Annotated in this window: 7 protein-coding genes; 1 reads left to right on the top strand and 6 read right to left on the bottom strand. The window is 66.2% G+C overall.

Features of this window, described 5'->3' with window-relative positions:
- Nucleotides 1–47 precede the first annotated feature (47 nt).
- The 6 genes from VC352_RS04110 to VC352_RS04135 form a co-directional block, all read right to left on the bottom strand.
- Nucleotides 48–1,016 carry an alpha/beta hydrolase gene (locus tag VC352_RS04110; protein ID WP_322978315.1) on the bottom strand — a complete coding sequence of 323 codons (969 nt, stop codon included), beginning with the start codon at nucleotides 1,014–1,016 and terminating at the stop codon, nucleotides 48–50.
- On the bottom strand, nucleotides 1,013–10,105 hold the full coding sequence (locus VC352_RS04115; RefSeq protein ID WP_322978316.1) for a non-ribosomal peptide synthetase: 9,093 nt from the start codon (nucleotides 10,103–10,105) through the stop codon (nucleotides 1,013–1,015). Before VC352_RS04115 ends, VC352_RS04110 begins: the two co-directional genes overlap by 4 nt.
- A complete protein-coding gene (locus tag VC352_RS04120; RefSeq protein ID WP_322978317.1) occupies nucleotides 10,105–22,905 on the bottom strand; it encodes a non-ribosomal peptide synthase/polyketide synthase in 12,801 nt (4,266 codons plus the stop codon). Before VC352_RS04120 ends, VC352_RS04115 begins: the two co-directional genes overlap by 1 nt.
- A gap of 63 nt (nucleotides 22,906–22,968) precedes the next feature.
- Complete coding sequence (locus tag VC352_RS04125) at nucleotides 22,969–23,940, bottom strand: TauD/TfdA family dioxygenase (RefSeq protein ID WP_322978318.1); 972 nt, start codon at nucleotides 23,938–23,940, stop codon at nucleotides 22,969–22,971.
- 12 nt (nucleotides 23,941–23,952) lie between these two features.
- Nucleotides 23,953–24,684: a thioesterase II family protein gene (locus tag VC352_RS04130; protein ID WP_322978319.1), complete on the bottom strand. Its 732-nt coding sequence runs from the start codon at nucleotides 24,682–24,684 to the stop codon at nucleotides 23,953–23,955.
- A gap of 2 nt (nucleotides 24,685–24,686) precedes the next feature.
- Complete coding sequence (locus VC352_RS04135; protein WP_322978320.1) at nucleotides 24,687–24,905, bottom strand: MbtH family protein; 219 nt, start codon at nucleotides 24,903–24,905, stop codon at nucleotides 24,687–24,689.
- Nucleotides 24,906–25,222: 317 nt separating this feature from the next.
- Here VC352_RS04135 and VC352_RS04140 point away from each other — a divergent pair, with 317 nt between their 5' ends.
- Complete coding sequence (locus tag VC352_RS04140) at nucleotides 25,223–25,759, top strand: RNA polymerase factor sigma-70 (RefSeq protein ID WP_322978321.1); 537 nt, start codon at nucleotides 25,223–25,225, stop codon at nucleotides 25,757–25,759.
- Nucleotides 25,760–25,792: the final 33 nt, after the last annotated feature.

A 25,792-nucleotide genomic window follows, 5' to 3' on the forward strand; every position in this document is an offset into this window, starting at 1 on the left:
CGACGGCTGGTGCGCAACGCGCACCAGCCTTTCGTTGATCGATATGCCTACCAGCAGCGCCGCAGAAACGCTGCCGCCTGCGCGTAGTACTCCAGCACCTCAGGCACCAGCCCGGCCATGCGCAGGAAATCATGGGTCATGCCACGGCATAGCCGGCTCTCTACGACCACACCCTGTTCGCGTAGATGCTCGGCATAGGCCAGGCCCTCATCCAGCAAGGGGTCGAACTCGGCGATCAGCAGCAGCGCCGGCGCACTGCCACGCAATTGCCCCTCGGCCAGCAACGGCGAGCAGCGCCAGTCACAACGCTGCGCCGGCTGTGGCACGTAGTGTTGGTAGAACCAGGCCAGTGTCGCGCTTTCCAGCAGGTGGCCTTCGGCGAACAATTCTTGGGATTCGCTGGCCTGGCGTGCGTCCACCGCCGGATAGAACAGTAGTTGCGCACGCGGCTTGGCCCCCTGCGTGGCCGCCAGTTCGGCGCAAATCACGCTGGCCAGGGTCGCACCGGCGCTGTCCCCTCCCACGGCCACTCGTGCCGTATCCAGCCCCAGCGCCAAGCCGTCTCCTTGCAGCCAGCTCCAGGCATCGCGCACATCCTCCAGGGCAGCGGGAAACGGATGCTCTGGCGCCAGTCGATAGTCCAGCGCCAACACCGCGCACTGCGCGCTGACGGTCAGTTGCCGACAGACCGCATCATGCGAGTCCAGGCTGCCGATGCAATAGCCGCCGCCGTGCAGGTAGATCAGCACTGGCAACGTCGCATTGGCCAGCGCCGGCCGATACAGCCGTGCGGCCAGTTGACCGTGGCGCACCGGCAGCGACAGTGGCTCCACGGCACAGGCCTGCGCGAATGGCGGCAAGCTGCGCGAAGCTGCCTCGAACTCCGCACGCGCCTGTGCCACCGGCAGTTCGTGCGGTGCCTGCCGCCCTGCCCGTCGGCCTTCGTCGACCATATCGAGATAGGCGGCGATTTCCGCGTGCAATTCGCCGGGCGCAGTAGAAAGGGCAACACTCATAGCGCAAGGGCCTCCTGCGCGACTTGCGCGCAACAATGATCGATGACTGCCAGCAGCTGCGCCTCGTACAGCGCCATGAAGCGTTCGATGCTGGTGGGACGGAATACTCGCCGACTGAACAGGCAGCGCAGCGCCAGTTCGCCGTCGTGCACCTGACCGACGATTTCCAGCCAGTTGTTCAGCGGCGCGCTCGCGGCATAGGCATCGCCTGGCCGCTCATCGAGCAGGCTGAACAGGGCGTCGCCTTCGCCGTTCTGGTCGAGCTGGCCCAGGTAGTTGAAAGTCACTCGTGGCTGCGCCCGTGCGGCCAGCCTGCTGCGCGTCTCGCCATCGGCCAGGTAGCGCAGCACGCCGTAGCCGATGCCCTTGTTCGGCACCGTACGCAGACGTTGGCGCAGCGCCGTGATGGCCTGGCCGTAATCACCCTCGTCAGTCTCCAGGCGCACCGGGAACAGGCTGGTGAACCAGCCCAGAGTGCGGCTGTGATCGAGGCCGTCGAACAGATCCTCGCGACCGTGCCCTTCCAGCCCGACCAGCACCGCACGCTGCTCGCTCCAGCCACACAGGGCGCGGCCGAGGGCGGCCAGCAGCAGGTCGTTGATCTGCGTGCGATAGGCGTGCGGCGCGACTTTGAGCAGGCGCGTGGTAGCGGCTCGATCCAGGCGCAGGCTGATCTGTTCACGCAGCGCCACCTGAGCCCGGCCGCGAGGGTTGTCACGCGGTGGCTCACCCAGCCCCTCGCTGGCAGTCTGCTGCAGCCAGTACGGCAGCTCCTCGCGCACGCTTGGCTGACTGGCGTAAGCCGTCAAGCTGTGCGCCCACTGACGATAGCTGCAGGACGCCGGCGGCAGACTCGGGGCTTCGCCGCGCTGCAGCGCCCCATAAAGCCGCTGCAGATCCTCCAGCAATACCCGCCAGGACACGCCGTCCACACCCAGGTGATGGATCACCAGCAACAGGCGGCGACTGCCATCGGCCAGCTCGCTGTAGACCGCCCGCAGCAAGCGACCCTGACCGATATCCAGGCTGCGCTGTGCACGGTTGGCCAGTGTCAGCGCCTCGTCGGCATCGCCCGGTTGTCGATGCCAGAGCAGCGGGTCGGCCTCCAGCCCCAGTTCGTCGAGCTGGCAATAACGCTGCCGCCACTGACCGTCATCACCCTTGGCGAAGGCCAGGCGCAGGCTGCCATGCTCGGCCAGCAGCAAGCGCAGCGCCTGCTCCAGCAGGCTGGCGTCCAGCGCTCGATGGCAGGCCAGCAGCAAGGCCTGGTTGAAATGGTCGGGCTCGGGCAGATGCTGGTCGAACAGCCATTGCTGGATCGGCAGCAGGGCGAAGTGTTCTTCGTCCTCGGCCATGTCCGTCACCCGCGTTGGCGTGGGTTCGCTGACCTGCTGCGGACGCTCCAGCAAGGCGGCGATACTCTGGTACTGCAACAGGTCGCGCAAACGCAGCTCCAGGCCAAGACCCTGGGCCTGACGCGCACGCGACACAACCTGCAGGCTGAGAATCGAATCCCCGCCCAGGTCGAAGAAGTTGTCGTGGATGCCGACCTGCTCGACCTGCAGCACCTGCGCCCAGATTTCGGCCAGGATGCGCTCGGCCTCATTGCGCGGAGCCACATAACCCGCGCCCTGCCAGTTCGGCTCCGGCAGCGCCTTGCGGTCGATCTTGCCAGCCGGTGACAGCGGCATGCGCGCGAGCCTGAGGATCTGCGCCGGCACCATATAGTCCGGTAGCTGCTCCCGCAGGTAGCTGCGCAGCGCGTCGCCCTCGACCTCACCGACCACATAACCGATCAGTTGCTTGCCGCTGCCTCCCTCGCGCGCCACCACCACGGCTTCGCGCACTTGCGCATGCGCCTGCAGGCGCGCCTCGATTTCGCCCAGTTCGATGCGAAAACCGCGGATCTTCACCTGATGGTCGATACGCCCCACGTACTCGACGACACCATCGGCGCGACCACGCACCAGATCGCCACTGCGATACAGACGCGCGCCCGGCTCACCGAAGGGATCGGCGACGAACCGCTCGGCGGTCAGCCCCGGTCGCTGGTGATAACCGCGCGCCAGCAAGTCACCGCCGATATACAGCTCACCGGCGACGCCGAGCGGCACCGGGCGTAGCTGCGCGTCGAGGATGTACAGCCGGCGCGCACCGACCGCCTGGCCGATGGGGGCATAGGCGGCCTGGCAACGGGTGCTCGCATCGGCCTTCCACAGCAGCGGCGTGACCACGGTTTCGGTCGGCCCATAGCCGTTGATCAGGTACTCGGCCTTGAGGGTACGGCGCGCCAGCTCGAAGGCGGCTTCTGGCACCGCATCACCACCGAAGCAATAGATGCGCATGCTCGGCACATGGCCAAGCTGCGCGGCCTGATCGGCCAGTTGCAGCAGATAAGCCGGCGGGAAGGCCGCGACCGTGACCTGGTGCTCGCGCAGTTGCGCCAGGGTCTGCTCGGCGCTCCACAGCGCCTCCCCACGGATCAGCAGACTGCCGCCATGGCTGAGAGTGGTGAGCCAGCGCTCATGGGCACCGTCGAAGGCGAACGACATGAAGATCAACTCGCGATCCTTCGCCGTCATGGCGTAACGCTCGCCGATGGCGCGGCAGTGCGCGGCGATCTGCCCATGCGCCACGGCCACGCCCTTGGGCTGGCCGGTGGAACCCGAGGTGTAGATCAGATACGCCAGATTGCCGGGCTGCACGGTTATCTGGGGCAGCTCACAGGACTCTGCGGAGAGATCGAGCCTGTCCAGCTCCAGGCACACCACGCCTTCGGGTACAGGCAGGCGCTCACGCAGGCGACTGTCGGTCAGCAGCAAGGTGATGCCAGCGTCCTGTATCTGGAACGCCAGGCGCTCACGCGGGTAGTCGGCGTCCAGCGGTACGTAGGCGCCCCCCGCCTTGAGCACGGCGAGCAACGCCAGCGGCAACTCGACACCACGCGGCAAGGCCACGCCCACGCGCACCTCGAGGCCAACGCCAAAGGCAATCAGCCGCTGGGCCAGGCGGTTGGAGTCCAGCTCCAGACGCTGACGATCAAGACGCCCCGCCTCGTCGATCAGCACAGGCTCCTGCGGCCGCTCGCGGTTGTGTCGGGCGATGGCCAGGTGCACCGGCTCGAATGCCGTAGGCAGCGGCGCCTGACCGTGCAGACGCTGGTGCGCCTCGTGTTCGAGCGTGCTCAGGCAATCGAGATCGCCGAGGCGCTGCTTGCCCCCCAGCAGCATGGCGGCAAGAATCTGCTCGAAGTTGGCGCGGATACGCAGTACCGCGTCCTCATGAAAATGGCTGCGCAGGTACTGGTATTCGATCTCCATTCCCTCGCCCAGGCGCACGGCCAGATCCATCGGCACGCTGGTCACGTCCTTGGACGCCAGCTCGCCGAAGCGCGGCCCGTCGCCGCCTCCGCGCCGCAACGCCTCGTCCACCGGGTAGTTCTCGAACACGATGATGCTATCGAACAGCGCCTGGCCGCCATGACCCGCCCAGCGCTGGATGTCATACAGCGGCGTGTGCTCGTATTCGCGCACCTCCAGGTTGTATGCCTGGAGTGCTCGCAGCCAGTCACCGAGCCCAGCATCCGCCGTCGGCGCCTGCACCACTGGCAGGGTATTGATGAACAGCCCCAGTAGCGTCTCGGCGCCCGCCAGGCTGGTGGGTCGCCCGGCAACGGTGGCGCCGAAGGTGACCCGCTGCTTGCCGGTGTAGCGCTGCAACAGCAGTAACCAGGCACCCTGCAACAGGGTGTTGAGGGTCACGCGCTGCTGCCGGGCAAAGGCTCGCAGGCGCTCGGTTGCCGCTGCATCGTAATGGCTGTAGGTCACGCCATGGCCACTGCCTTCAGCGGGGCGCGGCAGGCTGTCGGCCAGCAAACAGGGTTCGTCCAGCCCGGTCAGGCGCTGCCGCCAGAACGCTTCGGCAGCGTCGCCGTCCTGGCGCTGCAGCCAGGCGATGTAGTCGGCGTAGCGTGCGACCGGCGCAGGCAGACGCTCGCCGGCATAGACCTGCAGCACCTCCTTGATCAGTTGCGCACCGCTCCAGCCATCGGTGACCAGGTGGTGCATGGTCCACACCAGTTGCCAGCGCCCCTCGCCCAGCGCCAGCAGGCTCATGCGCTGCAGCGGCGGTCGGGCCAGATCGAAGCCTGCGGCGCGGTCTCGCTCGGCGAAGGCGATGACATCCGTCTCGCCCTCGATCACCCGCACCTCGGTCGGCACCTGACGCTGCACCACCTGCAAGGGCTGGCGCAGCCCACCCTGCCAGAGAAAACCGCTGCGTAGCGTTTCGTGGCGCGCCACCACCTGCGCCCAGGCCGCCTGCAAACGCGCCGGATCGAGCTGCTCGACCGCCACACTGATCTGGTTCACGTAGAGCCCGGAGCCGGGATTGTCGAGGGCATGGAACAACATGCCCTGCTGCATCGGCGACAGCGGGTAGATATCTTCGATGGCAGCGGCGGGCAGGTCGAGGGTATCGAGCTGCGCCTGATCGAGACCGGCCAGAGGGAAGTCCGCTGGTGTAACGCCACCCGCGCCCGGTATCAGGCAATGGGCGATCAGCGCGCGCAGCTCGGTCAGGTAACGCTGTGCCAGTTGCATGACCGGCGCCTCGTCGAACATCGCGCGGCTGAAGGTAAAGCGCAGGCCCAGGCGCGCATCGAGCACCTGACCATCGATGCTCAGCCAGTTGCCCAGCGGCGCGTCGCCGTCGCGATTCGCCCCGGCGCTTTCGCTGGCCAGACGCAACAGGGCATCGCTGGCGAAGCTGGCATCGAACTGGCCCAGGTAGTTGAAGGTCACCCGGGGTTCATGCAGCCCGTCCAGCGCCTGGCCAAGATGGCGCAGCAAGCCATAGCCAAGCCCCCCACGCGGCACCGCACGCAGTTGCTCCTTGACCGCCTTGATCGCCGCCCCCGGCTCGCCGTCAGCCTGCAGGCGCAGCGGGTAGAGGCTGGTGAACCAGCCCAGAGTACGGCTCAGATCGATATCGTCGAACAGCGTTTCGCGGCCATGGCCTTCCAGCAGTACGGCGGCACTGCCCTGCCCGCTCCAGGCACACAGGGCACGGGCCAGGGCGGTCAGCAGCAGGTCGTTGACCTGGGTGCGGTAGGCCGCTGGCGCCTGTTGCAGCAGAGCGCGGGTTTCGCCCTCGTCCAGTTCCAGGCGCAGGGTGTGGGCATGACGTTCGGCCAGGCTGGCGTCGGCGCGGGCGCCGGGCAAGCTCGGCGCCTTGGCTTCGAGCTGGGCCCGCCAATAATCCTGCTCGGCGCTCAGCTCGGGGCTGGCAGCAAGGTCGACCAGACGCTGCGCCCAGCGTTTGAACGAGCTGCTGCGCGGCAGCAGTGGCTGGCCGTCGTAATGCGCCTGCAGATCCTCCAGCAGCACGCGCCAGGACACGCCGTCGATCACCAGATGGTGTACGACCAACAGCAAGCGCTGGCTGCCATCGGCCATATTGACCAGCATGGCGCGCAGCAACGGGCCGCGCTCCAGGTCGAGGCTACGCTGCGCGGCGGTGCAATGGCGCTCCAACTCGCTGACATCGGCCGCTTCGCGCAACCAGAGCACGTCGGCAGCCACCTGCTCGGCGTGCACGGCATGGCTACCATCGGCAGCGAAGCGCAAGCGCAGGGCATCGTGATGAGCCTGCAGCGCCGTCAGGGTTGCGGCCAGACGCTGCGCGTCCAGCGTCTCGCGGCAATGCAGCAGCACGGCCTGGTTCCAGTGCGCACGCTGCGGCATGGGCGTGGCGAAGAACAGACGCTGGATCGGCAGCAGTGTCGTCTCGCCCTGCTCCGGCCCCTGCTCGGGCTCGCTCACCGCCTCACGAACAACAGAGGCCAGGGCACGCAGACTCTGGTGCTGGAACATGTCCTTGGGGGTCAGTTGCAAACCGGCCTGACGGGCACGGCTGACCACCTGAATGGAAACGATGGAGTCGCCACCCAGTTCGAAGAAATTATCCTCACGCCCCACCTGGGCCACGCCCAGCACGCTTTGCCAGATCTCGGCCAGCAGCCGCTCATGCGGCGTTTCCGGGGCCTGGTAATCGGCCTGAACGGCGCTGAACTCCGGCTCCGGCAATGCTTTGCGATCCAGCTTGCCGTTCGGTGACAGCGGCATGGCATCCAGTACCAGGATGCGCGCCGGCACCATGAACTCCGGCAACTGCTCGGCCAGCGCCTGGCGCAGTACTTCACCGTCGCAAGCGGCCACGGCGTAGCCCACCAGTTGCTTGCCACGCGGCGTATCGCGCGCCACCACCACCGCTTCTTCGACCTGCGGGTGCGCTTGCAGACGCGCTTCGATCTCGCCCAGTTCGATACGCAGGCCACGGATCTTCACCTGATGATCGATACGGCCGACGTATTCGATGGCACCGTCCGCCCGCCAGCGCGCCAGGTCACCGGTGCGATACAGGCGCCCGCCTTCGCCAAAGGGATCGGCGACGAAGCGCTCGGCAGTCAGCCCCGGTCGTGCGTGATAACCACGCGCCAGACCAACGCCGCCGATATACAGCTCGCCGGCCACGCCCTGCGGCACCGGCTCCAGCCAGGTGTCGAGGATGTACAGGCGCAGGTTGTCGATGGGCCGGCCGATGGGCACGATGTGCCGCTCGTTCTCCTCCTCACACGCCCAGTAGCTGACGTCGATGGCCGCTTCGGTAGGGCCATAGAGGTTGTGCAGTTTGGCGCTGTGGCGCTGACGGAACTGCTGTTGCAGCTCATAGGGCAGCGCCTCGCCGCTGCACATCACCTGCTTGAGGGACGGGCAGTGCTCCAGCTCGCCGGAGGCAACGAAGGCCTGCAGCATCGACGGCACGAAGTGCAGCACGCTGACCTCGCCCTCATTGATAACCTGGCGCAGGGCCAGCGGGTCGCGGTGCGCACCCGGCTCAGCCACCACCAGCGCCGCGCCAGTCAATAACGGCCAGAAGAACTCCCACACCGACACGTCGAAGCTGAACGGGGTCTTTTGCAGCACGCGATCAGCCAGCGTCAGGCCGTATTCCTTCTGCATCCAGTGCAGGCGGTTGATCAACGCCTGGTGGCTGTTACCGGCGCCCTTGGGCTTGCCGGTCGAGCCGGAGGTGTAGATCAGGTAGGCCAGGTTGTCCGGCGTGCCCTGAACGGGCAGATCGCTCGTCTCCAGTCCTTCCACTTCTGGCCAGTCGCTATCCAGGCAGAACGTCCGGGCGTTCGAGGCTGGCAGCGCATCACGCAGATGCGCCTGGGTCAGCAGTAGCGTCACACCACTGTCGTCCAGCATGTGCTGCAGACGGTCATGCGGGTAATCCGGATCCATCGGCACATAGGCGCCACCGGCCTTGACGATCGCCAGCAAGGCCACCACCAGCTCGACGCTGCGCTCGGCCGCCACGCCCACCAGCACGTCCGGGCCCACACCTTGCGCGCGCAGCCAGCGTGCCAGCTGGTTGGCGCGCTGGTGCAGCTCGCAATAGCTCAGGCGCTGCGCGCCGAACTGCAGCGCCAGGGCGTCCGGCGTTTGAATAGCCTGCTGTTGCAGCAGGGTTTGCAGTTGCACGTCAGCGGGGAACGCCGCTTCGGTGGCATTCCAGCCACCCAGCAGTTGCTCGCGCTCCGCGCCTGCCAGCATGGGCAGACGCCCCACCGGGCACTGCGGGTCGGCCGCCAATGCCTTCAGCAAGTTGAGGAAGTGACCACACAGACGCTCGATGGTGGCCGCCTCGAACAGATCACTGGCATAGGCGAACTGCCCACGCACCGCATCCTCACGGCTCTCCTCGGTCTGCAACATCAGATCGAACTTGGCGATGCCGGTCGCCAGTTGCAGAGGTTCCATCGTCAGTGCCCCACCATCGGCAACGGGCAGTTCGCACAAGGCATCCTGCGCGCTGGGCAAATGGTTGCAGGCCACCTGAAACAGCGGGTTGTGGCTCAGGCTACGCTCAGGTTGCAGGGCCTCCACCAACCGCTCGAAGGGCAGTTCCTGATGGGCCTGTGCCTCCAAGACGGCCTGGCGTACCGCGCCGAGCAGCTCGACGAAGGAAGCGCTCTCCTCGACTTCGCCGCACAGCACCTGAGTATTGACGAAAAAGCCCACCAGGCGCTCGCACTCGGCCCGACCACGGTTGGCCACCGGCACGCCGATACGCAGTTCGCGCTGGCCGCTGTAGCGCACCAGCAGAACCTCGAATGCTGCCAGCAGCACCATGAACAGGCTGGCCCCCTGGCTACGCGCCAGGCTGCGCAGCTCGCTCACCAACGCCGTGGGCAGTTGGAAGTCCAGCGTGGCGCCCCGGTAACTCTGTTCCGGCGGGCGTGGCCGGTCGCTGGGCAGGCTCAGCAGCAGCGACGGATCGCCGATGCGTTGCGTCCAATACTCGAGCTGACGCTGCTCCTCCCCCGCCGCCATCCACAACCGCTGCCAGCGCGCATGGTCGGCGTACTGAATCGGCAGCGGCGGCAGGTTGGCTTCATGACCGGTGACACAGGCGCCATAGAGGCTGGCGAACTCATCGATGAGCACGCCCATCGACCAGCCATCGGAGACGATATGGTGCAGGTTCAGCAGCAACAGGTGCTCGCTATCGCTCAATCGCAGCAGGTGCAGGCGCAGCAACGGGCCATTGGCAAGATCGAAAGGCTGCCGCGCCAACTGTTCCAGGCGCTCACGTGCAGCGGTCTCACGCGAGTCTGACGGCAGAGCGGAAAGGTCTTCCTCCAGCATGGCCAGAGGCAGCGTTGGCAGGATCACCTGCAATGGCTCGCCACCTTCCTCACGAAACAGCGTGCGCAGACTCTCGTGGCGCGCCACCAATGCCTCGAAAGCCTGACGCAGAGCCTTGTGATCCAGGGCGCCACGCATGCGCAAGGCCGCCGGAATGTTGTAGGCCGCACTGTGCGGCTCCATCTGCCAGAGGAACCACAAGCGGCTCTGCGCCGGCGACAGGGGCGCACGCTCACAGGGCTGACGCGTGATCGGCAGGCGCTCCAGGCTCACGCCCTTCTCTCGCAGTTGCTGCAGGAAGGTCAGTTGCTTTTCTTCAGGGAGCGCCGCCAGGCGTTCGGCAACGGTGCGCAGTTGTGCATCCAGCATGGTCATCAGAGGTTCTCCAGCTCGCCCAGCAATTCGTCCATCAGCTCCAGCTCGGCCTCTTGCGAGGGCGCGCTATCACGTTGCGCCTGCAGGTGGCTGGCCAATGCCTGGATGGAACTCAACTCGAACAACGCATGCAGCGGCAGCGTCACGCCCAGGCGATTGCGCAGGGTCATGCCGACCTGAGTCAGCAACAGCGAATGCCCGCCCAGCTCGAAGAAGTCGTCGTGGATACCGACCCGCTCGACCTGCAGCACCTGCGCCCAGATCGCCGCCAGCTCACGCTCCAGATCATTGCGTGGTGCCACGTAACCCACAGCCGAAGTACCGAACTCCGGCGCCGGCAAGGCCTTGCGATCCAGCTTGCCGTTCGGTGACAGCGGCATGGCATCCAGTACCAGGATGCGCGCCGGCACCATGAACTCCGGCAACTGCTCGGCCAGCGCCTGGCGCAGTGCCTCGCCATCGCAACCGGCCACGGCGTAGCCCACCAGTTGCTTGCCCTGCGGCGTGTCGCGCGCCACCACCACCGCTTCTTCCACCTGCGGGTGCGCCTGCAGACGCGCTTCGATCTCGCCCAGTTCGATACGCAGGCCACGGATCTTCACCTGATGGTCGATCCGCCCGACGTATTCGATGGCACCGTCCGCCCGCCAGCGCGCCAGGTCGCCGGTGCGATACAGGCGCTGGCCCGCCTGGCCATATAAACCAGCAAAGGGATCGGCGACAAAGCGCTCGGCAGTCAGCCCCGGACGCGCGTGATACCCCCGCGCCAGACCAACGCCGCCGATATACAGCTCACCCGCCACGCCTTGCGGCACCGGCTCCAGCCAGGTGTCGAGGATGTACAGGCGCAGGTTGTCGATGGGCCGGCCGATGGGCACGATGTGCCGCTCGTTCTCCTCGTCACACGCCCAGTAGCTGACGTCGATGGCCGCTTCGGTAGGGCCATAGAGGTTGTGCAGCTTGGCGCTGTGGCGCTGGCGGAACTGCTGTTGCAACTCGTAGGGCAAGGCCTCGCCGCTGCACATCACCTGCTTGAGTGACGGGCAGTGCTCCAGTTCGCCCGAAGCAACGAAGGCCTGCAGCATCGAGGGTACGAAGTGCAGCACGCTGACCTCGCCATCATTGATCACCTGGCGCAGCGCCAGCGGATCACGGTGCGCGCCTGGCTCGGCCACCACCAGCGCCGCGCCAGTCAGCAGCGGCCAGAAGAACTCCCACACCGACACGTCGAAGCTGAACGGGGTCTTTTGCAGCACGCGGTCAGCCGGCGTCAGGCCGTATTCCTTCTGCATCCAGTGCAGGCGGTTGATCAACGCCTGATGGCTGTTGCCGGCGCCCTTGGGCTTGCCGGTCGAGCCGGAGGTGTAGATCAGGTAGGCCAGGTTGTCCGGCGTGCCCTGAACGGGCAGATCGCTCGTCTCCAGTCCTTCCACTTCTGGCCAGTCGCTATCCAGGCAGAACGTCCGGGCGTTCGAGGCTGGCAGCGCATCACGCAGATGCGCCTGGGTCAGCAGCAGCGTCACACCGCTGTCGTCCAGCATGTGCTGCAGACGGTCATGCGGGTAATCCGGATCCATCGGCACATAGGCGCCACCGGCCTTGACGATGGCCAGCAAGGCCACCACCAGCTCGACGCTGCGCTCGGCCGCCACGCCCACCAGCACATCCGGGCCCACACCTTGAGCGCGCAGCCAGCGTGCCAGCTGGTTGGCGCGCTGGTGCAGCTCGCGATAGCTCAGGCGCTGCGCGCCGAACTGCAACGCCAGGGCGTCCGGGGTTTGCGTGGCCTGCTGTTGCAGCAGGGTTTGCAGTTGCACGTCAGCGGGGAACGCCGCCTCGGTGGCGTTCCAACCACCCAACAGTTGCTCGCGTTCTGCGCCTGCCAGCATCGGCAGATCCCCCAGACGGCGCTCAGCACCCTCGGCCAGGGCCAGCAGCAGACGTTCGAAATGCTCACGCAACTGCTCTACCTGGCTAGGCGCCAGGCGGTCGGCACGGTAGGCGTAACGGATATCCAGGCATTCGCCCGCGCTGGCCACCAGGGCCAGGGCGAAATGGGTGCTCTCGACCGGGCGCTGGTCGAGTACGCGCAGGCTGTCACCGCCGCCGGCAAGCACGCTGTCCATGGGGAAGTTCTCGAACACCAGGATGCTGTCGAACAACGCCTGGCCCGGCTTGCCGGCCCAGCGCTGGATGTCGTGCAGCGGGCTGTGCTCGAACTCGCGTGCTTGCAGATTGAGTGCCTGCAAGTCGCGCAGCCAGTCGCCAACGGCCCAGTGCGGCTGGATTTCATGGGCAATCGGCAGGGTATTGATGAACAGCCCGAGCAGACTTTCCGCGTTCGGCAACTCAGCCGGACGCCCGGCGACGGTAGCCCCGAAGCAGGGTCTCACCTGCCCGGTGTAACGCTGCAGAAGCAGCAGCCAGGCGCCCTGCAGCAGGGTGTTGAGAGTCACACGCTGCGCCTGGGCAAACTGCTGCAACCTCTGCGTCAGCTCGACGCTCAAGCAGCCATGCACTTCACGCGCAGGCTCTGCGGCGGCCTGCCCCAACGCACCCGCCAGCAGGGTCGGCTCGTCGAACGCGGCCATGCGCTCGCGCCAGAAGCGCTCGCCAGCGGCGGCATCCTGAGCCTGCAGCCAGGCGATGTAGTCGCGGTATTGGCCAGGCTGCGCCGGCAGTGTTTCACCGCGGTAGAGCGCCAGCACCTCACCCACTTGCCGAGCGCTACTCCAGCCGTCGGCGATCAGATGGTGGCAGGTCCACAGCAGGTGGTAGCGGCGCTCACCGAGGCGCACCAGGGTCAGACGCTGCAGCGGCGGTACAGCGAGGTCGAAGCCTTCGGCCCGTTCGGCTGCGGCCAGTGCATCCAGGGCGTCAGGCGCGGCAGCGCGTGAGCGCCAGTCGTGCTCACGCACCGGCAGCTCGGCATGACGCAGCACGAACTGCAATGGCACACCCGCTTCGGTAAGCAGGAAGCCGCTGCGCAGCACGGCATGACGCGCCACAACCTGCCGCCACGCGGCAATGAAGCGCGGCGCATCCAAGCCATCCAGGTCGACCCGCAACTGGTTGACGTAAAGACCGGAGCCCGGCACGTCGAGCGCATGGAACAACAGTCCCTGCTGCATGGGCGACAACGGATAGAGATCGTCCAGCTCACCCACCGGCAGATCGAGGCTGTCCAGCGTGGCCTGATCCGCGCCCGCCAACGGCACGTCGCTCGGCGACAGACGCGGCGTGGCGATGCGCACATGGGCCAGCAGCTCATGCAGCGCCTGCTCCAACCCCTGCACAAGGGCATCGATCGCCTCGGCCGGGAACATGGCCTGGCTATAGGTCAGTTCCAACCCCAGACGTCCGCCCAGGATGCGGCCATTGATCACCAGCCAGTTGCCCAGCGGAGCATTCTCCGGCTGGCTATGGCCAGCCGACTCGCTGGCCGGGCGCAGCACGGAATCGCCGGTGAATTGCTGGTCGAACTGCCCCAGGTAGTTGAAGGTGACACGCGCCTGCCCCGCTGCTTGCAGCGTCTGGCCATGCTCGCTCAGGTAGCGCAGCACGCCGTAGCCGATGCCGGCACGCGGCACACCACGGATGCGTTCCTTGACCGCGCGCAGTGCCGCACCCGGTTCGCCAGTCGGGCGCAGGCGCAGCGGATAAAGGCTGGTGAACCAGCCAACGGTACGCGACAGCTCCAGCGGTTCGCCCTCATCGAAAGCATCGCGACCATGGCCCTCCACTTCCAGCAAGGCCTCCTCGCTCCCCGTCCAGTGGCACAGGGCGCGGCCGACCGCCGTCAGCAGCAGGTCATTGATGCGCAGACGTTGCGCCGCCAGCACCGGGCCAAGCAGTTCGGCGGTGGCGTCAGCGTCCAGAGCGACCTGGCGCTGCCGTGCCTCGCGCCAGGTGACCGCTGCATGGCTGTCGGCCTGGGGAATCGCCGGAGCATCGGCCAGTTGCGCCAGCCAGTACGGCAGTTCGGCAGCCAGTGCCGGGCTCTTCGTCAACGCCTGCTGGCGGGCAGCCCAGACGGCATGGGAGTCGCCTTCAGCCGGCAAGGCGGCAGGCTGACCGGCGCGGATGGCGCGATAGGCAGCGTGCAAGTCGTCCAGCAGCACCCGCCAGGAGACGCCATCCACCGCCAGGTGATGGATCACCAGCAACAGGCGCTCACCCCCCTCGTCCAGGCTGACATGCATCGCCCGCAGCAATGGGCCGTGACGCAGATCCAGGCTGCGCTGCGCTTCGTCACACAGGCGCTCGAGCGTCTGCCGATCAGCCGCATGGCGGCGCCAGAGCAGCGTCAGGTCGAGCGCCCCCATCTCCGCGATACGCAGACGCGCTTGCTCGCCATCCAGGTGCAGGCGCAACGCCGGGTGGCATTGCAGCAAGGCATGCAGCGTACGCTCCAGTGCGGTGAGATCCAGCGGCTCGCTGGCCTCCAGCAGGATCGCCTGATTCCAGTGATGACGCAGCGCAGCCGGTACACGCTCGAAGAAGCGCGCCTGCACCGGGGCCAGCGGCGCACTGCTGTCGAGCGGTGCGTTGATGATGGCAGGCGCCGTGGCAACTGCCGGCACCTCACGTGTTTGCAGCCACAGCGCCAGTTGGCGCACGGTCTGCCGCTCGAACAACTGCTTGGGACTGAGCTTGAAGCCCAGTTTGCGGATGCGCGCAATGATCTGCAGGCTGAGGATGGAGTCGCCACCCAGCTCGAAGAAGTTGTCTTCGGCGCCTACTCGTTCGACCTTGAGCACGGCCTGCCAGATCGTCGCCAACTGGCTTTCCAGTTCGCTCAGCGGCGCCTCCTCGCGCGGCTTGGCAGCCACGTCCGGGCGCAGCAGGGCCTGGCGATCGACCTTGCCATTGGCCGTCACCGGCAAGGCTGGCAGCAGCATCAGGTACGCCGGCAGCAGGTAGTCCGGCACCTGGGCGGCCAGCGCCTGGCGCAGCACTTCAGCCTCGCCATCGGCCACGCACCAGGCCAGCAGGCGCATCGGGCCATCGCCTTCGCGCTCGGCCAGCACCAGAGCATCGCGTACACCTGGCAGGCGTCTGAGCACCTGCGCCAGCTCGGCCGGCTCCACCCGATATCCGCGGATCTTCACCTGCTCGTCGAGGCGACCGAGGAATTCGATCTCACCATCGGCGCACAGGCGTACGCGGTCGCCACTGCGGTAATAGCGTTCACCCTCGAGCTGGATGAAACGCTCCGCCGTCAGTTGCGGCTGGCCGAGGTAGCCGTCGGCCAGACCGGCACCGGCAATCAGCAACTCACCCGGCACGCCAAGCGGCAGACTGACGAGTTGCTCGTCGACCACCCGCACGCGGATATTGGGCAGCGCCCGGCCGATGGCCAGATTGCCTTGCGGCAGGGCATCACCGAGGCGCCATTCATGGGTCAGCACGCCCACCGTGGTTTCGCTCGGGCCATAGTGATTGACCACACGCAGATCAGCCGCCAACTCACGCAACCGGCCCAACAGCGGCGCGCCGCTGGCTTCGCCACCAAGCACCAGCAGGCGCGACGGCAATACCTCGGCCGGTTGTGGCGCAGCAGCCAGCAGACCACTGAGATGACTGGGCACGATCTTCAGCACAGCCACCGCACGCGCCTGGATGAAGGCGGCGAAACGCTCGGCGTCGGCCACCTCCTCGGCACTGGCCAGGCACAGTCGCCCGCCACTGCACAGCGCACCGAACAGGCTGGTATGGCCGAGATCTGCCGCCACCGACGACACCATCGCCCAGCCCTCACCGGGCCGGCTATCCAAGCGTGTCAGCACGCCCTGCACGTAGTTGGCCAGGGCGCCATGGCTGACCACCACGCCTTTGGGCTGACCACTGGAGCCGGAAGTGAAGATCACATAGGCCGGGCTGGTCGGATCGATGACCACGGCGGGCGCCTGCGCCGCACAGTCCAGCGGTCCGCTGGCCTCGACCAACAATGCCTGATCCGGGAACAGCGCAGCCGTTTCGTGCTCGCTCACCAGTACGCAGCGCGCGCCACTCTCGGCCAGCAGTTGCTGCAAACGCGCGGCCGGCAATGCCGGATCGAGCGCCACGTAGGCAGCACCGGACTTAAGTACCCCCAGCAGCATCAGCAGCCAGCGCGCACCGCGCGCCTGGCATAGCGCGACGCGCTCACCCGCACCGATACCCTGGGCGCGCAAGGCGTTGGCCAGACGATTGGCCGCCGCATCCAGCTCGGCATAGCGGTATTGGCCATCCCAGGCCTCGACCGCCATTTCGTCCGGACGTGCCGCGCACTGTCGGTTGAACAGTTGCAGCACATCGGCGGCCGGCCATGGACGGCGCTCGCCGGCCAGCTCCGAACGCAGTTCGGCTGGAGCCAGTGGCAGTTGCTTGAGTGGCTCGAATGGCCGGGCACAGAGTTGTTCCAGTTGCCAGGTGAAGGTGGCGACGATGCGCGCCACCGTGCTGGCATCGAACAGATCCTGGGCGAAGACGAAGCTGCCGCGCAGATGGCCATCCTCGCTGGCCTCGGCCATGTCCAGGGCCAGATCGAAACGCGCACCGTACTGCTGTTCGCTGAACAGCTGCAGCTTCAGCGGGCCGGCATCCGGCAGGCGGCTGACGTCGAAACCGAAGTTGAACTTGACCTGTGCCAGCGGGTTCCAGGCCAGGCTACGCTCCGGTTGCAGCGCCTCGACCAGTTGTTCGAACGGCACGTCCTGATGCGCCTGGGCACCGAGCGCCAGCGGCTTGAGCGTGGCCAGCAGATCGCTGAAGGAGACCTGTGCATCGACCTGGCAGGGATAGACCAGGGTGTTGACGAAGAAGCCGATCAGCCCTTCGGTTTCCAGTTGCTGGCGGTTGGCGACCGGCACCGCGATACGCAGATCGCTCTGGCCGCTGCAACTGCGCAGCAAGACGCCATAAGCGCCCAGCAGCAACATGAACAGCGTGACGTCCTGGCTGCGCGCCAATGCTCTGAGGCGGTCGCTCAGCGCCGCGTCCAGCTCGAAGCCGAGACTGCCGCCACGGTAGCTCTGCTGCGCCGGACGTGGACGGTCGCATGCCAGATCGAGACGCGGATTGTCCCGTCCCAGTCGCTGCACCCACCAGGCCAACTGTCGCTCGCCCTCGCCACCGGCGAGCAGGCTGCGTTGCCACTGGGCGTAGTCGGCGTACTGCACCGGCAGCGCCGGCAACGTGGCCTGATTGCCCGCCAGCGCTGCACTGTACAGCGCAGCGAACTCATCCATCAGCACACGGATCGACCAGCCATCGGAGACGATATGGTGCAGGGTCAGCAGCAGCACATGATCCTCTGCGCCCAGACGCAGTAGCGTCAGGCGTAGCAGCGGGCCGTCGCGCAGGTCGAACGGGCGTCCGGCCTCCTCTTCAGCCAGGCGATGGGCCTGAGCCTCGGCATCACCGTGGGCGGACAGATCCAGGCGCACCATGGGCAGTTCCATCCGCGCATGGATGACCTGGCACGGCTCGCCGTCGCACTCGTCGAAGGTGGTGCGCAGGGTCTCGTGACGCGCCATCAGCGCAACGAATGCCTGGCGCAGCGCGGCTTCGTCCAGCGCGCCGCGCAGACGCAGGGCACCGGGGACGTTGTAGGCGGCACTGTGCGGCTCCATCTGCCAGAAGAACCACAGGCGCGCCTGCGCCGGGGACAGCGCCAGCGCGCCATCACGCGGCACGCTGCGCAGTGGCGGGCGGCTGTCGGGGGCAGCGAGCGCCGCCACACGGGCGGCGAAGGTATCCAGCCGCGAGGCCTCGAAGATCATCGGCAACGGACACTCGACGGCGAGGCGTTGGCGTATCCGCGAGACCAACCGGGTCGCCAACAGCGAATGGCCACCGAGCTCGAAGAAGTCATCCTCGCGGCCGACTCGCGGCAGCTCGAGCAGCTCGGCCCAGAGATCCGCGAGCTGGGCTTCCAGACCCTCGCGCGGCGCGCTGTAATTGTCATTGACCTCTGCCACGTCGGGCAGGGCCTTACGGTCGATCTTGCCATTGACGTTCAGCGGCAGCTGCGCCAGCGCGATGATCTGCGTGGGCACCATGTACTCGGGCAGTTGCTCGCGCAGCGCCGCCTTCAGCGCCTCGGTCGCCTGCAGCGGCGCCACGTAGGCCACCAGCCGGCGCCCCGCCGCGCCATCACGACAAACCACCGCCGCTTCGCTGACGCCATCGAGCATGCGCAAGCGTGCTTCGACCTCGCCCGGCTCGATGCGGAAGCCGCGAATCTTGACTTGCTGATCGACGCGCCCGAGGTAATCGAATGCGCCATCTTCACGCCAGCGCACACGGTCGCCGGTACGGTAGAGACGGCCACCCGCCATGCCGAAGGGGTCGGCGACGAAGCGCTCGGCGGTCATGCCTGGACGTTGATGATAACCACGCGCCAACAGCTCGCCGCCGATGTATAGCTCACCGGCCACACCGCGCGGCAGCGGCTGCAGGTGCTCGTCGAGCACGTACAGATCGCGAGCACCCACGGCCTCGCCGATGGGCGCGTAAGCAGCGCCACAACGGCTGGCCGCATCGGCCTTCCACAACAGGGGCGTGACCACGGTTTCGGTCGGCCCGTAGCCATTGATCAGGTGCTCCGCCTTGAGGCTGCGCCGTGCCAGCTCGAATGCCGCTTCCGGCACCGCGTCACCACCGAAGCAGTAGATGCGCATGCTCGGCGCATGGCCGAGGCGCGCCGCCTGCTCGGCCAATTGCTGCAGGAAGGCCGGCGGGAAGGCGGCAACCGTCACCTGATGCTGTTTGAGGCGCTCCAGGGTCTGCTCCGGCGTCCACAACGCATCACCGCGAATCAGCAGACTGGCGCCGTGGCTCAGCGCGGTGAGCCAGCGCTCATGGGCACCGTCGAAGGCGAACGACATGAAGATCAGCTCGCGGTCGCTCGGCTGCATCGCATAGCGCTCACCGATGGCGCGACAGTGTGCGGCAATCTCGCCATGCGCCACGGCAACGCCCTTGGGTTGGCCAGTGGAGCCGGAGGTGTAGATCAGGTAAGCCAGGTTGGCCGGATGAACGCGGGAAGCCGGGCATCGCGCCGGCCAGGCGGCATCATCGAAACGGTCGAGATCCAGGCGCTGCACCGACTCGCCAATCGGCAGCTTCTCGGCCAGCGTGGACTGACTGATCAACCAGCCGATGCCGGCATCCTCGATCAGCCAGGCCAGGCGCTCGCGCGGGTGATCCACATCCAGCGGCACGTAGGCGCCGCCAGCCTTCATCACGGCCAGCAGGGCCAGCGGAATGTCCACGCCGCGCGGCAGGGCCACGCCGACCCGCGCCTCGGGGCCGACACCCGCCGCCACCAGCGCCTGAGCCAGACGGTTGGCGCGCGCATCCAGCTCGGCGAAGCTCAGGCTGCGCTGCTCATCCAGCACGGCGATGGCCTCGGGCTGGGCGGCAGCCTGGGCTGCGATGCGCGCCGCCAGAGGCTCGAACGCGTCGGCGCTGGCGGGTACTGCACGGTGCCACAGTGCTTCGTCGAGCCAGGCACACGCCTCCAGCGGTGCGTCCGCTGGTTGTGTCGGCAGTGCGCGCAGCAGCGCGAGGAACTGCTCGGCCATGCGCGCCATGCCAGTAGCGCAATAGCGTTCGGCGGCGAAACAGAAGCTCAGTTCGAGGCCGGCGCGACTCTCGCGCACACGCAACACCAGGTCGAAGGGGGTTTCCAGGTCGGTCTGACGCAGACCTTCCACGTTCAGCCCCTGCAACGCCACCTCTCCTCGTACCTGATGGTCGAACGCCACCTGACACAGCGGATGGCGCCCGTGGCCGCGTTCGGGCTGCAACGCCTGCACCAGTTGTTCGAACGGCAGCTCCTGATGCGCCTGGGCTTCCAGCAACCCATCGCGCACCTGGCGCAACAGTGCGCTCAGGCTCGGGTTGGTCGACAGGTCACTGCGCAACACCAGCAGATTGACGAAGAACCCCACCAGGCGCTCGCTGGCGAGCTGCTCACGCCCGGCCTGGGTAAGACCGATACGCAGATCCTGCTGACCGGTAAAGCGCTGCAACAACAGGTTGAAAGCGGCCAGCAGCAGCATGGCCAGGGTCACACCGTGTTGTTGGGCCAGGCGCCGTAAGTCGTTGCTCAAGGCATCGTCGAGACGCTGTTCGATAAACGCAGCACGTCGCCCGCCTGGCCCTGCTGTCTCGTTCAGAGCGTAAGGCAGCTCCAGCGGCGGGTGCTCTTCACCCAAGCGTGCGCGCCACCACTGCAGCAGGCGTGCGCTCGCCCCGCTGTCCAGCCTCTGCTGTTGAGCGGCGGCGATATCGACGTACTGATGGCTCAGTTGCGGCAGCTGCGCGGCCTGACCTTGCAGACGCGCCGCATAGCACGCCGCGAATTCCTCCAGCAGCAGGTTCAGCGAGGCGCCATCGGCGATGATGTGGTGCACGCACAACAGCAGCGTCTGACGGCCTTCGCCCAGGCGCTGCAGACGCAGGCGCAGCAACGGGCCGCGGGCCAGATCGAAGGGTTCGGCAGCGAACTGCTGCGCATCGGTTTCGGCCACGCTCGGCTGGCCACTCAGATCGATCTGGCTGAACGGCACAGGCGCGACGTCGGCCAGGTGCAGGCGCACCTCGCCATCGCCCTCCTCGACAAAACGACTGCGCAGCGTCTCATGACGCAACTGTAGATCGACGAATGTCTGTTGCGCGGCGTCGACATTCAGCTCACCGCGCAACGTCAGGCCACCGGCGATGTGGTACAGCGGGCTGTGCGGCTCCAGTTTCCAGAGGAACCAAAGACGGCGCTGGGCCGGCGACAGCGGCAACGGGCCACGGCGATCCAGACAGGGCACTTCGGCGCAGGCCGGTGCGGCTGCAACATGGCTGGCCAGCGCAGCGACGAAGGCACCCAGCACCGGCGCCTCGAACAGCAGACGCGGTTCGACTGCCCGGCCATGGCGCTCACGCAGGCGTGCCAGCAACTGGGTCGCCCGCACCGAATCGCCACCGAGCACGAAGAAGTGGTCGTCACGTTCGACCTTCTCCACCTGCAGCACCTCGCACCAGAGGGCGGCCATGGCCTGCTCCGCCTCGCTCAGCCGAACAGTGCTCACCTGCCCTCCTTCCACCAACTGCCCGGCACGCTGTACCGCATAAGCCGCCAGAGTGCCGTCAGCCAGTTGCTGGCGACACGCAGAACGTTGCAGCTTGCCGCTGGAGGTTTTCGGCAACGCGCCCGGCTCAAGCAGCGCCACCAGCAGCGGCGCTTCCTGGAAGCTGTCGGCCACGGCCGCCGAGATGGCCTTGATCAGCGCTGCCGCCGGTATCAACTTGCGCACGCTGCGGCCAATCTCGGCGGCGATACCGATCCCCTCGCGACCGTTGTGCTCCACGGCGAATGCAGAAACGCGGCCCTTGCGCACCACGTCCACGTCTTCTTCGACGCAGCGCTCCAGATCCTGTGGGTAGAGGTTCTGGCCCCGCACGATGATCATGTCCTTGAGCCGCCCGGTGACGTACAGCTCATCGTTGTGCAGGAAGCCCAGGTCGCCGGTACGCAGCCAGGTGCGACCATCGCGCTCGACGAAGGCTCGCGCGCTGGCCTCGGGGTTGCGCCAGTAGCCCAGCGCAACGCTGGGGCCACTGCTCCAGATCTCGCCAACCTGTCCTGGCCCCAGCGATGCGCCGCTGTGCGGATCGACCAGTTGCACCTCGTGCTCGGGCTGCAAATGCCCGCAACTGACCAGCAAGGTGCCGCGTCCGGGGCGCCCCAGGTTACCGGCCAGTGCCGTCGGATCAACCTCCAGCAAACCGATGCCTTTGCCACGCCGGCCACCGGCAACGAACAGCGTCGCCTCGGCGAGGCCGTAGGAGGCATAGAGCGCATCGGCATCGAACCCCACCCGCGCGAAGGTTGCTGCGAAGCGCTCCAGGGTGTCCGGACGAATCGGTTCGGAACCGGAGAACGCCAGGCGCCAGCGACTCAGATCGAGTCCCTCCATGGCAGTCTCGCCGATGCGTTCACAGCACAGCCGGTAGGCGAAATCCGGGCCGCCACTGACCGTGCCACCGTAACGGGAGATCACCTCCAGCCAGCGGCGCGGACGTTCGAGGAAATAGCGCGGCGACATCAGCACGCAGGGAATACCGCTGTAGATCGGCTGCAGCAACCCACCGATCAGCCCCATGTCATGAAACAGTGGCAGCCAGCTGACCATCACGTCATCGGCACCGATACCCAGGCCATGACGGATCAACCGCTCGTTGGCCAGTAGGTTGCCATGGCTGACCTGCACGCCCTTGGGTGTCGAGGTGGAACCCGAGGTGTATTGCAGGAAGGCGATATGCGCATCGCTCAACTCCGGCATGCGCCAGGCCAGCCCCAGGCCGGCTGGCGTGTGGTCGACAGCGATCAGGTGCGACGCTGCACTGTCGTCAACCTGGCAGGCCGGACGCAAAACCTCCAGCAAGCTGGAATCGGTCAGCACCAGGCTCGGTTCGGCGTCACCGAGAATGGCCTGCAAACGCGCCAGGTGCTGCGGGCGCACCGACTCCGGCGGGTACGCCGGCACCGCGATGATGCCGGCATACAGGCAGGCAAAGAAGGACACCACGTATTCGACGCTGCTGTGCATCAGCAAAACGGCGCGATCACCGGGTTGGCCGTGTTGCAACAACCAGACGGCCAGATCCCGCGCACGCTCGTCCAGCGCGCGGTAGGTCAGCGCTTCGTCCACCCCTTCGGCAATGAAGCGCAGGGCGATATCGCGCGGCGTTTCAGCGGCACGCTGGACGAGTGCCTCGACCAGGTTGGTGGCAGCATCGTAACGATCATTCATGGCATCACCTTGAATCGCGATGGGTGCACTGCACCCGCCGTGTGAAATGGAATATTCGGGGGCTCAGAGCAGATCCAGGCCATGGCCTTGCGCCATGGCCACGATGACCTTGCGCGGGCCACTGAAAGGCGCGCGAGCATGGGCAGTCAGCATGTTGTCGAGCATCAGCACGTCGCCGCTGCACCAGGGAAAGCTGACCGTGGCCTCGGCCAACACACCGCGTATGTCATCGAGCAGGGACTCTTCGATGGGACTGCCATCTCCGTAGTAAACGTTGCGAGGCAGATCGTCCTCATCGACGATTTCCAGCAGGCTTTCGCGCACCTCGGCGGGCAGGTTGGAAACGTGGAACAGATGCGCCTGGTTGAACCACACCCAGTCGCCGGTGCGTGGATGGCGGGCCACGGCCTGACAGCGCTGACGCGTGCGCAGTTCGCCGTCGTCCTTCCACTCGCAATCGATCTGGTGAGCCCGGCAGTAAGCCTCGACCACCGCACGGTCGCTGCTGTTGAATACCTGCTCCCAGGCGACGTCCAGACCATTGCCGTAGTTGCGCACATACATCAGCCCACGCTCGCTGAAGCGACGGCGGATCGCCTCACCGACCTGGCGGTAAATCACCCGGCTGTCGGCAATCGGCGTCTCCCCGCCACTCTGTGCAGCCTGTACGCAGTAGAACCAGATACGCATCGGCCACTCGCGGGTATAGGCCTGCTCGTTGTGCAGCGGAATATGCTGGTGCGGCGGATACTCGGTGGAGGTGTAGACGCCAGCGGTCACGTTACTGCGTGGCGTGGAACCGAATTCGTAGTTCAACAATGGGTCGCCGAATGCGGCGGCGAACGCACGAAAACGCTCGGCTTCACCCACGTCGAAACCGCGCAAAAGCACCCCACCGCAGCGCTCCAGGTGTTGATCGATCAGCTCGCGCAGCCCCTGCTGGCTCGCCAGCAGGTCGACGCCGCCCTCAGCCTGCACCAGCATCGGCAAGCCGCCACGTGACTCAGGCAGGGGCTTGATGGAGAAGAAAGTCATCGCATGCTCCTCTCAGGCCTCGGTGGCCCGGAGATCGCGCCCACCGTCACGCAGCTTGCCGAGCATGTGCTCGAGCAACTGCTGTTCGCAGGCGTTGATGAAAAAGTGGTCGCCCTCGAACATCTCCAGCGAGAAGTCCTCGGCGGTTTCGTCCTGCCAGGCTGCCAGTGCATCCACCGACACCCGATCGGCCTTGCCACCCAGCACATGGATCGGGCAACCGAGCAGTGCACGCCGGTAGTAGCGATAACGGCCACAGAGGAGAAAATCGGCGCGCAGCACCGGCAGGGTCAGACTGAGCATTTCCGCATCGTCAAATACGGCTGCAGGGGTTCCCCCCAGGGATCGAAGACGCTGCAGCAACTGCTCATCGCTCAGCTCTTGCGCCAGTTCGAGATGGGTCTCGCGGCGCGACGGCGCCGGCGCTGCCGAGGCGAACAATGCCTGCGGAGCTGGCATGCCGAGCTGGCGCAGCGCATGGGCCAATTCGAAAGCCAGCAGACCACCGAGACTATGGCCAAACAGTGCATAGGGCTGCCGGAGCGACTCGCTCAGCTCAGCCGCGAGCTGATTGGCCAGCGCCTGCATATCGGTCTGCAAGGGTTCATTGAAGCGCCGACCGCGCCCAGGCAACTCCAGCGGCAACACCTCGACCCAAGCCGGCAGTGAACGACGCCAACGCGCATAAGTCATCGCGCTGGCACCGGAATATGGCAGGCAGTACAGGTGCAGGCGGCCGGGCATCATCACTGCTCCGCAGCCCGGCCGCTCATCGCCTGACGCAAGCTCAGCGGGCGCATATCGACCCACTCCCGCTCAACGTAGGCCAGACAATCTGCCTTGCTGCCCCGCTGCTCCGTCTCACGCCAACCAGCGGGCACAGCCTTGTCGGCAGGCCACAGGGAATACTGCAGCTCGTGATTGACGAGAACCTTGAATGTCGCGTCGTCGCGATCAAATGCCATCTCTGCCTCCTTCTCGCCCGGGTTGGGCGGCTTTCCGATGAAGACGAAGGAGAAGAGCGAATAGTTAGAATTAACTTATGAGATTCATTATCATAATGCCGCTTGAGGCGAGATTCTCAACCGACTGAACGATTTGATTCGGGAATGAGTCAGAGGCTGCGCAACAGTTGATAATAATTATCAACTACATTAGATTTGGCCGTCTCGATACCGGCGCAGGAACCGCCAGGCAGGGCTAAAAGACCCGCGCAATGGATTCGCGCCAGATCTACCCCATGTGGACGCCCATCACGCTCTGGCCGCATAGGAAACATCTCATGCCCAAGACGCTACCCACTCAGCAGCATCTGGCCCTGCACGACCTGTTCGTCACCCGCAGGCAGACCTTCATCAACGCAGCGGCGCGCATCCTCGGTTGCCGCAGCCACGCCGAAGATGTGGTGCACGACGCCTATATCAAGCTCAGCGCCGCGAGCATGGTGCCAAACATCCAGTCGCAAAGCAGTTACCTGCTTCGCGTGGTACGCAACCTCGCAATCGACCTCTATCGCCGCCAGGCTCTGGAGAAACGTTATGCCGGTAGCGAGGAAGAAGGCCTGTATATAGCGGCCCCAGGTGCCTCACCAGAAACCAGCCACGAGAATCGAGAGACCTTGGACATGCTCTCCTCGGCCTTGGCGCAAATGCCCGAACGCACTCGCTACGCCTTCGAGATGTACAAATTGCACGGGCGTACCCAAAACGATATCGCCAAGGATCTGGGGGTTTCACCAACCCTGGTGAACTTCATGGTGCGCGACGCACTGCTGCATTGCCGGCAAGCGCTCAAGCGCATGGAGAGCAAGGCGCGCTGAAACGGGAAGATAAGACCGGTGACGCATCTGGTG

Origin of the sequence: Pseudomonas sp. C11, assembly GCF_034683865.1 — a bacterium.
Lineage (GTDB): Bacteria > Pseudomonadota > Gammaproteobacteria > Pseudomonadales > Pseudomonadaceae > Aquipseudomonas.

Excerpts from the sequence above, each read along its gene's own strand:
- VC352_RS04110 (WP_322978315.1), bottom strand. The coding sequence starts at position 1,016 with ATGAGTGTTGCCCTTTCTACTGCGCCCGGCGAATTGCACGCGGAAATC.
- VC352_RS04115 (WP_322978316.1), bottom strand. The coding sequence starts at position 10,105 with ATGACCATGCTGGATGCACAACTGCGCACCGTTGCCGAACGCCTGGCG.
- VC352_RS04120 (WP_322978317.1), bottom strand. The coding sequence starts at position 22,905 with ATGAATGATCGTTACGATGCTGCCACCAACCTGGTCGAGGCACTCGTC.
- VC352_RS04125 (WP_322978318.1), bottom strand. The coding sequence starts at position 23,940 with ATGACTTTCTTCTCCATCAAGCCCCTGCCTGAGTCACGTGGCGGCTTG.
- VC352_RS04130 (WP_322978319.1), bottom strand. The coding sequence starts at position 24,684 with ATGCCCGGCCGCCTGCACCTGTACTGCCTGCCATATTCCGGTGCCAGC.
- VC352_RS04135 (WP_322978320.1), bottom strand. The coding sequence starts at position 24,905 with ATGGCATTTGATCGCGACGACGCGACATTCAAGGTTCTCGTCAATCAC.
- VC352_RS04140 (WP_322978321.1), top strand. The coding sequence starts at position 25,223 with ATGCCCAAGACGCTACCCACTCAGCAGCATCTGGCCCTGCACGACCTG.